The following is an 11,249-nucleotide window of genomic DNA, read 5'->3' on the forward strand; positions in this document are numbered from 1 at the left end:
GATCTCCACGCCCAGCGATTGCGCCTTGTCGAGCTTGGAGCCGGCTTCTTCGCCGGCCACCAGGAACGCAGTCTTCTTGGAGACGCTGCCGGCGACCTTGGCGCCCAATGCTTCGAGGCGTTGCTTGGCGGCATCGCGCGTCAACGCGGCCAGGGTGCCGGTGATCACCACCGTCTGGCCTTCGAGTGGACCGGCCTGCACGGCCTCGGCCTCCGGCAGCCGCGCCAGCACCGTTTCCATCGCCTGTTGCGCCGCGCTTGCCAACGCGGCGTTTTCCGGGCGATCCAGCCATTGCAGCAACGCGGCGACCACCGGCGCCGGCACGCCGGCCTGCTGCAAGGCGTCGGCGCCCGCAGTGCGCAGCGCATCGAACGACGGCACCGCGGCAGCAAGCTGCTGCGCACGCACCGGGGTCACCTTGGGGATGCCCATATCTTCCAGCAAGCTGGCAAAACTCAACGCCTCGCGCAGCCTGGGCGATGGCGCATGGCTATCTCCGATACGCACGCCACGCTGCAGCAGATCGTCAATGGCCTGCTGATTGCCGGGCTGGTCGAGGAAGTGCCCGAGCGAACGCGCCACTTCGCCACCGATATCCGGCACGCGCTTGAACAGCGGCCACGGCAGATGGCGGATCAGTTCCAGATCGCCGAACCAGGCCGACAAGGCCTTGGCCGTGCTCTCGCCCACATGCTCGATGCCCAGCGCGAACAGGAAGCGCTCCAGCGTGGTGTCGCGCGATGTTTCGATCGCCTCGATCAGGTTCTCGGCCCACTTGGTGGCGATCTTCCTGCGGTTCCACTCGAAGCGCGGCAGGCCTGCGCGCAGCAGATCCGCCTGCCAGGTCTGTGGCACCTCGCGCTCCCCGGCCAGGTCCACGCCGATGCCGACCACACGGGTTTCCAGCTGCGCATACGCACCGCTTGCCAGATGCTCGCGCGCCTCGCGCAGGAACGCATGCGGGCTCTCGGCGTTGCTGATCAGGCGCAGCTGCAGCAACTGATCCACGGTGAGCAGATACAGATCGGCCACGCCCTGCACCAGCCCGCTGTCGACCAGCACCTCGATGAATTTTTCGCCGAGACCATCGACGTCCATCGCACGACGCGAAACGAAATGCCGGAACGCTTCCTTGCGCTGCGCCGGGCAGGTCAACTCGCCCGAGCAACGCCACACCGCCTGACCTTCCTCGCGCACGATCTCCGAACCGCACACCGGGCACTGCGTGGGCATGCGCCATTCCTGCGTGCCGGCCGGTCGCTGGTCGGCGACCACACCGGCCACTTCGGGAATCACATCGCCGGCACGGCGCACGATGACCGTGTCGCCCACGCGCACATCCAGCCGCGCGATCTGGTCGGCGTTGTGCAAGGTCGCATTGGTGACCACGACGCCGGCCACGTGTACCGGCTTCAGACGTGCCACCGGCGTCGCCGCACCGGTGCGGCCGATCTGGATCTCGATCGCCTCCACCGTGGTGGACTGCTCCTGCGCCGGGAACTTGTGCGCAATCGCCCAGCGTGGCGCGCGCGAGACAAAGCCCATCTCGCGTTGCCCGGCCAGATCGTCGAGCTTGTAGACCACGCCGTCGATATCGAATGGCAATCCATCGCGCGCCTCGCCGATGCGTTGGTAGTACGCCAACAGGCCCTCACTGCCCTGCACCACCTCGACCAGCTGACTGACTGGAAAGCCCCAGTCGCGCAGCTGCGCCAGGATGGCCGAATGCGTCTGCGGCAATGCGCCGTCGCGCACTTCGCCCACGCCGTAGGCGAAGAAACTCAGCGGGCGCTGTGCCGTGATGCGCGCATCCAGCTGGCGCAACGAACCGGCCGCGCCGTTGCGCGGATTGGCCAGCACCTTGCCGCCCTGCGCGCGCATCTGCGCGTTGTAGGCCTCGAAGGCAGCGCGCGGCATGTAGACCTCACCGCGTACCTCCAGCACCTGCGGCCAGCCCTCGCCGCGCAGCCGCAACGGAATCGCCTTGACGGTGCGCAGGTTGGCACTCACATCTTCGCCGGTGGCGCCATCGCCGCGGGTGGCACCCTGCACGAACTCGCCATTTTCGTAGCGCAGACTGATCGCCAGGCCATCCAGCTTGGGCTCGGCCGAGAAGACCGGTTGCTTGATCTCCAGGCGCTCGCTGATACGCCGCACGAACTCGCGCACTTCCTCGTCGCTGAAGGCATTGCCCAGCGACAACATCGGCAAGGCATGCCGTACCTCGGCAAAGCGCGAGGCGGCCAGATAGCCAACCCGCTGCGTTGGCGAATCGGCACTGGCCAACGACGGGTGCTCGGCTTCCAGCGCTTCCAGCTCCCGCATCAGACGGTCGTAGTCGACGTCGGCCAGCTGCGGCTCGTCGAGCACGTGATAGCGGTAGTTGGCATCGTCGATGCGGCGACGCAAGGCAGCAATGCGCTGAGCGGGATCCGGGCTGGCAGTCATGGTCGCGGGGCTGGCTCTGGGACGCCCATTCTAACGGGCCGTGCCGATGCCAAGCGTTGGCGCAAGCGCCTTCGGTCGCGCAGATTGATCGATGGATGAAGTCGTTGGCATTGGCGGCGTCGGCCGCGGTGGCCATGCGTAAACCGCACCTTGCCAGGGTGCGGGCAGCGGAGCGAAGCAGGTGCAACAGCCACTGCCCGGAGCCCACCGGAAGCGAGCCCGGCAGTTACCTGACCTGTGTACGCAAACGCGGGAAACACCACCGTCGCTGCCACCTGACTGCAGCGCGCGCGCCTGCGCGACCGGCCCTGCGGGTATTTCCCGATAGGCAGACACGCCCAAACCGGCTAGCGTGGCGCCCTCTCTGCCCGCCGCCTCTGGAGTTCACCCGTGTCGTTGCCCGTCTCGCGCCGCTCGTTTCTCAGCCTCGCCACCACCGGCGTGGCGGTTTCCGCACTGGGGCTGGCACCCACGGCCGAGGCGGCCCGCAAGCGCGCCGCGGCGCCGGCAACGCCGGGCGTGGCAGCCGCGGCTGGCACCGTGTACCTCAACCTCAATGAGCACCCGCTCGGGCCTGCCCCGGCGGCGGTTGACGCTGCCACGCGTTCGCTGACGCGTTCGGGCCGCTACCTGTCGGAGATGGAGCAGGATCTGCGCAACCTGATGACCGGCGAGCTGCAGTTGCCCAACGATCATCTGTCGTTGTTTCCCGGTTCCAGGGATGCATTGAATCGCGCCAGCAATCTGTTCACCTCCGCGCGCGCCGGGCTGGTGGTGGCCGACCCGAGCTTCGACCCGCTGATCGAAAGCGCCACTGCCCGCGGCGTGGCCGTGCGCAAGGTGCCGCTGCGCGCCGATGGCGCGCACGACGTCAAGGCGATGGCCAAGGCCGACCCGACCGCCGGCCTGATCTATGTGTGCAATCCCGGCAATGTCACCGGTTCCATCACCCCGCGCGCCGACATCGAGTGGCTGCTCGCCAACAAGCCGTCCAGCGCGGTGCTGGTGGTCGACGAGGCGTATATCCATTACAGCAACGAGCCGTCGGTGGCCGATCTGGTGCGTCAGCGCCAGGACCTGATCGTGCTGCGCAGCTTCTCCAAGCTCTACGGCATGGCCGGCCTGCGTCTGGGCGCCGCCCTGGCCCCGCCGGGACTGCAGACCAAACTTGCCGCCTTCGGCAGCAACCCATTGTCGGTACCGGCGATGGCCGCCGGCATCGCCAGCCTGCGCGACCCGCTGCTGGTGCAGACCCGCCGCGCCGACAACGCCCGCGTGCGCGACGAAACCATCGCCTGGCTCAAGGGCAAGGGCTACACCTGCCTGCCCTCGCAGGCCAATTGCTTCCTGCTGGACGTCAAACGCGACGCTGGCGTGTTCGCCGATTCGATGCAGAAGCAGGGCGTCATCGTCGGCCGCAGCTGGCCGATCTGGCCCAAGCGCGTGCGTGTCAGCGTGGGCACCGAGGCGGAAATGGTCCGGTTTCGCGAAGCATTCGGCAAAGCCAAGCGCTAATCTGCGAAGCGTTCGATAGAGCCAATGCGAACCCTTCTCCCATCGGGACATTGTCCTCCTTTAGGGGGAGAAGGTGCCCCGCCAGGGGCGGATGAGGGGCGCATCGCGAAGTTGTCACCGCCTGGGAGGTCAAGCGCGTCGCTACGCGCCTTCAGCAATGACACACACCACAAGTGGCTTCGCCACGTACCCTCACCCCAACCCCTCTCCCGACGGGAGAGGGGCTTTGGCCTACTGATCCGATACCTCGCTCTGCGGTGCGCGTAGCGTGCGCCGGATCCACAGGTAGCTGATGACGAAGGTCAGTGCCATCGAGCCGGCGTTCCATAGCAACAGCTCGCGCAGCATCGGCGGGCCTTGCAGGATGTGCGTGTAGTAACGGCGGTCGAATAGCGCGATCGCATGCGGCAAAAACACGCTGATGAAGGGTGTCGGTACCGGTGCCACCAGCAAGGTGATAGCGGCTGCAAAACCGCCAATCACCCACGGCGAGTTGCGCGGGCGTGCGCGCAGGCGTGCGGCGATTCGGGTAAAGATCCACAGCAGCGGCATCGCCAGGATTGCCCACAGCACCAGCAGTAGCGCCACTGCCAACACGCCCTGCAGGCTCAACATCGCTCAACTCACCAGCGCGGCGATTTGGTCAGCGGCGGTGCCTGATGTTGACGGTCGTAGGCGCGCAGCTCATCGCGGATATGCGCCACACGCTGCCGGCCCAATGCGTTACGGCTGTCATCCAGCACCACGCCGTCCAGCAGCTCGGCCATGCGCTGCACGGTCGGCAGCATCTTTTCCCAGGCATCCAGCGCCGTCATCGGCGCCGGCAGGGTCAGGAAGAACGCGATCGCCGGCGTCTGCATCTCGCGGATGTTGGCCATGTCGAAGCTGCCGGGCTTGAGGATGCTGGCCATGCTGAAGATCGGCCCGCGCTCGGGATGCCCTTCCACCAGACGGTGAAAGACATTCATGTGGCCGAACACCAGTCCGGTCTTTTCCGCGGCCACCACCACGTCCTCGCCACGCAGAATCTGCCCGGCCTTGGCGGCCACGAACAGCGACACGATCTTGTCGAAATCCTGGTTCGGGCGCTTGCCGACATCGTTACCGCCGGCCGCGTCCTGCGCGTCCAGCGACAGCTCGCTCTGTTCGGCACTGCCCTCGCTGCGCTCGAAGGCAGCACCGTCGACATCTGCGTCGCCGGAAATCACCGGCTCGCGGCGTTCGCGCGGTTGCCCGTCGTCCTTGTCGACGCGACGGCCCTGCGGCGATTTCTTCGGGCGGCCGAACAGGAAGATGGCCGCGACCAGCAGCAGTCCAGCGATCAGGATCCCGATCCGGATCATGGCCATGTCGGACATTCAGCGTGCCTCCGCGTAGAAGTGACGGGTGGAATCATTCCAACAAGCATGGCACGTCATGCCGCACCCGCCAAACGTGCGGCTTCTTCCAGGTCCACGCTGACCAGGCGGCTGACACCGGGCTCGCGCATGGTCACGCCGGACAACTGGCGCGCCGCTTCCATGGTGGCCTTGTTGTGGCTGACGAACAGGAACTGCACCTTCTCGCTCATCTCGCGCACCATGTTGGCCAGGCGGCCGACGTTGGCTTCGTCCAGCGGTGCGTCCACCTCGTCCAGCAGGCAGAACGGCGCGGGGTTGAGCTGGAAGATCGCAAACACCAGCGCCACGGCGGTCATCGCCTTCTCGCCGCCGGACAGCAGCGAGATGCTGGACACACGCTTGCCCGGCGGGCGCGCCATGATGGTCACGCCGGTGTCGAGCAGGTCTTCGCCGGTGAGTTCCAGATACGCATGGCCGCCACCGAACAGGCGCGGATACAGCGCCTGCACGCCCGAGTTGACGCGGTCGAAGGTGTCCTTGAAACGGCCGCGGGTTTCGCGATCGATCTTGCGGATGGCTTCTTCCAGCGTTTCCAGTGCGGTATTGAGGTCCAGGTTCTGCGCGTCCAGGTACTCCGAGCGTTGCGCGGCCTCGCCGTATTCCTGGATGGCGGCCAGGTTTACCGGCTCCAGGCGGCGCATGCGCGCGTCGATCTGACCCACCGCCGCTTCCCATTCGGCCGCATTGGCCGCCTCGAGCAGGCCGTTGACCACGTCTTCGAGCACGAAGCCGGCCTTGACCACGGCAGCGGACAATTGCTCGGCGCTGAGTACCAGCGCCTGCTGATCGAGCTTGCGCTGGGAGATGCGTTCGCGCTGCGCCAGCGCCTGTTCGTCGCGCTGCTGACGGGTTTGTTCGAAGCTGCGGAGTTCGCTGTCGATGCTGTCCAGCAGGGTGCGCGCCTCGCCCAGCGCGCGCTCGGTGCGCACGCGCTCGCACAATGCGGCCTGATGTTCGTGCTCCAGCGTTTCCACCGGCGAATCGCCGTCGCTCAGCTGGGCGACCAGATCTTCCAGGCGCGTGTCGAGCTGGCCGCGCTGGCTGTCCATGCGCTCCAGCGTCTGGCTGAGCGAGGTGATCTGGGTGCGTTGCGACTCCAGCGTCAGCGCCAGGGCATGCATTGCATCGCGCACGCCGCGCGCGGCGTCGCGGGCCTGGTCGCGCGCGTCGGTGAGCTGGCGGCGCTCGCTTTCCAGCGCTTCGCGCGTACCCTGCAGATCGCCCATCAAGGTGACCGCATCTTCGAGTTTGGCGCGCGCCTCGCGGGCCTGCTCGCGGCTGGTATCGAGCGTTTCCAGCAATTGCGCCAGTTCGCTCTCGATGCGGTCGATGCGCGTGCGTGCCGCGTCGACCTTGCCCTGCTGGCTCTGCAACTGGCCGGCCAGCTCGGACACGCTGCGGTGCGCCATGTACAACTGGCGCTGCGCATCTTCGCGTTGCTGCTCGGCCGCCAGCGATTGCTCGCGGAAGCTGGTGAGTTGGTGTTCGAGCTCGGCTTCGCGCTCCTGCAGGGTTTCGATCTGGGTGCGCAGGTCCTGGATTTCACGCTCGCGCAGCAAGGCGCCCTGCTTGGCGGCGCCGGAGCGCGACACCCGCACCCAGCCCTCGCCCAACCGCTCGCCATTGCGGGTGATGACCGAGTCGCCTTCGGGCAGGCTGCGCTGCAGCGCGTGCGCGGCCTCCAGATCGTCGGCAGCGTGCAGGCGCGCCAGCAGGCGACGGATCGCGATCGGCCCCTGCACCTTGGCGGCCAAGGAGGTCGGCGCGAACGTGGCAGTGTCGGTGGCATCGGACACCAGCGCAATGCGGCCTTCGCCCAACTCGCCCAACTCGCCCAGGGCGTCCACTAGCTGCTCGGGCGCTTCCACCAGCACGCCTTCGATCAACTGCCCAAGCGCGCTTTCGACGGTGTTTTCCCAGCCGCTTTCCACGCTGATGCGCTCGCCCACCCGCGCCGCCGAGTCCAGCCCGCGCGACTTCAGCCACGCCACCGCCGCCCCCTGCTCCTGCCCGAGCGCGGCCTGTTGCAGGGTTTCCAGCGACGACAGCCGGCCACGCGCGGCCTGCGCCTGCTTGCGTACTTCCGCCAGCTCGCCCTGGCTTGCCCGCTGCTGTTCCTGCAGGCCGCCGAGTGCGTGCTTGCGCGCTTCCACCTGCTCGGTCAGCCCGTCCAGCGACGCCTTTTGCGTTTCGTGGCGCAGTTCGATCTGCTCGAACGCTTCGGCCAGCGCATCCAGATCCAGCCCGGCACGTTCGTTGACCAGCGCTTCGCGGCGGCGGTCGGCTTCCAGTGATTGGCGGTCCAGGTAATCCACGCGCGTGCGCTCCACTTCGCCGGCACGCGAGGCTTCGCCGGTGTCGCGGTTATGGGCTTCCCAGCGCTGCTGCCAGTCGGCCAGCCGCGCCTCGGCTTCCCGCAGCGCTTCCTGACGGAATTCGTGGTCTTCGCGCAGTTGTTCCAGCTGCGGCTCGGCGTCGGCCACCGCCTCGCGCAGCACGGCCAATTTGGCCGAATCGCCACTGATGTGCTGGGTCAATTCCTGCAGCTGGCTTTGCGCCTCATCGCGCGCCTTGTGCAGGCGGTGCGAGAGCTCGCGCTGATGCTGGATCTGCTGCTCGATGCGCGCCAGCGCGCTGCCCACCTGGTACACGTCGGCCTGCGCCTTGGCCACCGCCTCGGCGGCCTCCTCACGGCGTACGCGCCCGGTTTCGATGCGTGCTTCGGCATCGCGCTGATCGGCGATCAATTGCTGCAGGCGGGTTTCTTCCTGATTCAATTTTTCGCGCAGGCCCTGCAACTGCCCGTCCAGGCCGCGGTATTCCAGTGCCTTCCACTCGGCATCCTTGATCCGGCGCTCTTCCTGCAGGGCCTGGTATTGCTCGGCCTGACGCGCCTGGCGCTGCAGATGCGCCAGCTGCTTGGTGATTTCCTCGCGCAGGTCGCCCAAACGGTCGAGATTTTCGCGCGTGTGGCGGATGCGCGTTTCGGTTTCCTTGCGGCGCTCCTTGTACTTGGAAATGCCGGCAGCTTCTTCCAGATAGACGCGCAGGTCTTCCGGGCGTGCCTCGATGATCTGGCTGATCATGCCCTGCTCGATGATCGAGTAGCTGCGCGGCCCCAGGCCGGTGCCCAGGAACAGGTCGGTGATGTCGCGGCGCCGGCATTTGGTGCCATTGAGGTAATAGGCGCTGTTGCCGTCGCGGCTGACCAGGCGCTTGACCGAGATCTCGTTGAACGAGGCGAACTCGCCGGTGATGGTGTGATCGGAATTGTCGAAGATCAGCTCCACCGTCGCCTGCGACACCGGCTTGCGCGCCGAGGAGCCGGAGAAGATCACGTCGGTCAGCGAGTCGCCGCGCAGGCGGCTGGCCGAGCTTTCGCCCATGACCCAGCGCACCGCATCGATGATGTTGGACTTGCCGCAACCATTGGGGCCGACGATGCCGGTCATGTTGGTGGGCAGGTGCAACGTGGTCGGGTCGACGAACGACTTGAAACCGGACAGTTTGATCGTGGACAGGCGCATGGGGACTGGAGATTCCGGGCACCGCGCGGACGAAGCCGGCAGGCACTGTTCCTGTGAAGCCAGCGCCCAAACCCTTAATCCATAAGATCTGCGGGCCGTGGAACCGGCAATGGGGCATGAGTATAACGGGCATGCCTGCGCTGGCGGCGGCGCCCCAAAAACGAAGGGCGCCTAACAAGGCGCCCTTCGGGTAACACTGACGGCCTGGATCAGGCGTCGGATTCGACGATGACCTTGACCGAGGTTTCCACATCGGCGTGCAGGTGCAGCACAACGTCGTATTCGCCGACATTGCGGAATGCGCCTTCGCCCAGGATCACTTCGCTCTTTTCCAGCGGCAGGCCGGCGGCGGTGAACGCCTCGGCGATGTCGCGCGGGCCAACCGAGCCGTACAGCTTGCCTTCGGTCGACGCATGCGCGCCGATGGTGACGCTGGCGCCTTCGAACTTGGTGGCGCGGCTCTGTGCGTCGGCCAGGATGGTGTTGGCCTTGGCTTCGTACTCGGCGCGCTTGGTTTCAAACGCCTCGACGTTCGCAGCGGTAGCCGGAACGGCCTTGCCCTGCGGCACGAGGAAATTACGGCCGTAGCCTGGCTTGACGCTGACCTTGTCGCCCAGGTTGCCCAGGTTGGTCACTTTCTGCAGAAGAATCAGATCCATGGTGGTGCTCCGTTATTCGTTAGCGCCGGCCGGTGGGCGGGCGCAACGGGTGCTGTCCGAAAAGACGGGATTCGGGAATCGGGATTTGGGAATCGCAAGAGCACGATCAACACCGCATCTCGAATGACCGGCCTCTAATTTTTAATAACCCGCACATGGATGTGCGGGCTCTTGTGAAGGACTCACACAAAACCGTGCGGGTTCTTGTGAGGGACTCACACAAGACACGTGCGGGTCTTGCGCAAGGAGCCGCATGACTGCGGACTCCTGCGCGGAACTGCTTAGACGTCGTGGTTGTCCGTGTACGGGATCAGCGCCAGGAAACGCGAGCGCTTGACGGCCGTGGCCAGCTGACGCTGGTACTTGGACTTGGTACCGGTCACGCGGCTCGGCACGATCTTGCCGTTCTCGGTGAGGTACTGGCGCAAGGTGTTGAGATCCTTGTAGTCGATCTCTTTGACGCCCTCGGCGGTGAACTTGCAGAACTTGCGACGACGAAAGAACTTGGACATGACAGCGCTCCTTAAGCGGCTTCGGCGTTGTCGCCGTCGGTATCGGTGGCAGCGGGGGCTTCGCCCTCTTCATCGTCACGACGACGACGCTCGCTACGCTCGGGCTTGTCGCCCTTCTCGTCCTTGCTCTTCATGATCAGCGACTGCTCGGTGTCCGGGCCATCGCGCTTGACGACCAGGTGACGCAGCACCGCATCGTTGAAGCGGAAGCTTTCCACCAGCTCGCTCAGCACGGCCTGGTCGACTTCGATGTTGAGCAGCACGTAGTGCGCCTTCACCAGGTTCTGGATCGGGTAGGCCAGCTGACGACGGCCCCAGTCTTCCAGACGGTGGATGGTGCCGTTACCGCCCTCGATCAGCGACTTGTAGCGCTCGATCATGGCCGGGACCTGCTCGCTCTGGTCCGGATGGACCAGGAACACGACTTCGTAATGACGACTCATGTTGTTTTACCTTTCGGATGTGGCCACGTGGGCCGGACAGCTCCCCGGGAAGTCCGCACACGCGGCCGGTGGAGCAAGGGTTCCCACCCGGACCCGGGCAGGAAGCCGGAAAGTATGGCAGTTCAGATGCTTAGCCGCAACTGGCCCTACGACAGCCAGCCCACGAACGTGGCGTCCTCGCAGGCGCTCAAGCCCCCTCCCCGCAGGAGAGGGGGTGGGGTGAGCGTACGGGGCGAAGCCACTCGCGCCCTTCCACTGCATGAAGCTTCGCCCGCACCCTCATCCGCCCTTCGGGCACCTTCTCCTCCATGAAGGAGGACAATGTCCCGAGGGGAGAAGGGACTCCAGTGCCGATTGGCTCAGCCGGGCTCAGCGATGCTCGGCTTCGGTCGTAAAGCTCTCCCCGCAACCGCACTCGGCCGTAGCGTTGGGATTGCTGAAGGTGAAGGTCTCGCTGAGCCCATGCTTGCCGAAATCGATGCGGGTGCCGTCCACCAGCGGCAGGCTCACCGGATCGACGAAGATGCGTACCCCGCCCTGCTCGAACACCGCGTCGTCATCGCGCTTTTCGCGCGCCAGGTCAGTGATGTGGCCCCAGCCGGAACAACCGGTCTTGGTCACGCCAAAGCGCAAGCCCAGCGCACCCGGGGTCTGCTGCACGAAACGCTGCACGCGCTCCAGCGCGGCGGGGGTGAGGCTGATGGCCATGGGGACACTCCAAAACAGTGGTGACAAGTATAGCGAG

The 11,249-nt window shown here is 66.0% G+C and carries 9 protein-coding genes; 1 reads left to right on the top strand and 8 read right to left on the bottom strand.

What is annotated here, in order from left to right; genetic code table 11:
• Positions 1-2,448, bottom strand: a 2,448-nt coding sequence (gene ligA / locus OZ10_RS17705; protein WP_039566270.1) for an NAD-dependent DNA ligase LigA, incomplete at its 3' end; no start/stop codon positions are given.
• A gap of 390 nt (positions 2,449-2,838) precedes the next feature.
• On the opposite strand from ligA, the gene OZ10_RS17710 reads away from it, so the two are divergent.
• Positions 2,839-3,963 carry a pyridoxal phosphate-dependent aminotransferase gene (locus OZ10_RS17710; protein ID WP_039566273.1) on the top strand — a complete coding sequence of 375 codons (1,125 nt, stop codon included), beginning with the start codon at positions 2,839-2,841 and terminating at the stop codon, positions 3,961-3,963.
• Positions 3,964-4,194: 231 nt separating this feature from the next.
• On the opposite strand, the gene OZ10_RS17715 is transcribed toward OZ10_RS17710, so the two are convergent.
• The 7 genes from OZ10_RS17715 to OZ10_RS17745 all read right to left on the bottom strand — a co-directional run bounded on the left by OZ10_RS17715 (position 4,195) and on the right by OZ10_RS17745 (position 11,212).
• Complete coding sequence (locus OZ10_RS17715) at positions 4,195-4,578, bottom strand: hypothetical protein (RefSeq protein ID WP_039566274.1); 384 nt, start codon at positions 4,576-4,578, stop codon at positions 4,195-4,197.
• A gap of 8 nt (positions 4,579-4,586) precedes the next feature.
• Positions 4,587-5,321: a cell division protein ZipA gene (gene zipA / locus OZ10_RS17720; protein ID WP_039411463.1), complete on the bottom strand. Its 735-nt coding sequence runs from the start codon at positions 5,319-5,321 to the stop codon at positions 4,587-4,589.
• Positions 5,322-5,377: 56 nt separating this feature from the next.
• Positions 5,378-8,890 (bottom strand): chromosome segregation protein SMC, encoded by a 3,513-nt coding sequence (smc, locus tag OZ10_RS17725; RefSeq protein WP_039566277.1) that lies wholly within the window; start codon positions 8,888-8,890, stop codon positions 5,378-5,380.
• A 209-nt stretch (positions 8,891-9,099) separates the two neighbouring features.
• Positions 9,100-9,549, bottom strand: a complete 450-nt coding sequence (gene rplI / locus OZ10_RS17730) for a 50S ribosomal protein L9 (protein ID WP_039411457.1) — start codon at positions 9,547-9,549, stop codon at positions 9,100-9,102.
• 281 nt (positions 9,550-9,830) lie between these two features.
• Positions 9,831-10,061, bottom strand: a complete 231-nt coding sequence (gene rpsR / locus OZ10_RS17735; RefSeq protein WP_005991243.1) for a 30S ribosomal protein S18 — start codon at positions 10,059-10,061, stop codon at positions 9,831-9,833.
• 11 nt (positions 10,062-10,072) lie between these two features.
• On the bottom strand, positions 10,073-10,504 hold the full coding sequence (rpsF, locus tag OZ10_RS17740) for a 30S ribosomal protein S6 (protein WP_039411444.1): 432 nt from the start codon (positions 10,502-10,504) through the stop codon (positions 10,073-10,075).
• A gap of 369 nt (positions 10,505-10,873) precedes the next feature.
• On the bottom strand, positions 10,874-11,212 hold the full coding sequence (locus OZ10_RS17745; protein WP_039411442.1) for a HesB/IscA family protein: 339 nt from the start codon (positions 11,210-11,212) through the stop codon (positions 10,874-10,876).
• Positions 11,213-11,249 lie beyond the last annotated feature (37 nt).

It is taken from the genome of Xanthomonas cannabis pv. cannabis (assembly GCF_000802365.1).
Classification (GTDB): Bacteria; Pseudomonadota; Gammaproteobacteria; order Xanthomonadales; family Xanthomonadaceae; genus Xanthomonas; species Xanthomonas cannabis.

What these genes read in the sequence shown, in the direction of transcription:
- OZ10_RS17715 (WP_039566274.1), bottom strand. Translation starts at nt 4,578, where the DNA reads ATGTTGAGCCTGCAGGGCGTGTTGGCAGTGGCGCTACTGCTGGTGCTG.
- zipA (WP_039411463.1), bottom strand. Translation starts at nt 5,321, where the DNA reads ATGTCCGACATGGCCATGATCCGGATCGGGATCCTGATCGCTGGACTG.
- smc (WP_039566277.1), bottom strand. Translation starts at nt 8,890, where the DNA reads ATGCGCCTGTCCACGATCAAACTGTCCGGTTTCAAGTCGTTCGTCGAC.
- rplI (WP_039411457.1), bottom strand. Translation starts at nt 9,549, where the DNA reads ATGGATCTGATTCTTCTGCAGAAAGTGACCAACCTGGGCAACCTGGGC.
- rpsR (WP_005991243.1), bottom strand. Translation starts at nt 10,061, where the DNA reads ATGTCCAAGTTCTTTCGTCGTCGCAAGTTCTGCAAGTTCACCGCCGAG.
- rpsF (WP_039411444.1), bottom strand. Translation starts at nt 10,504, where the DNA reads ATGAGTCGTCATTACGAAGTCGTGTTCCTGGTCCATCCGGACCAGAGC.
- OZ10_RS17745 (WP_039411442.1), bottom strand. Translation starts at nt 11,212, where the DNA reads ATGGCCATCAGCCTCACCCCCGCCGCGCTGGAGCGCGTGCAGCGTTTC.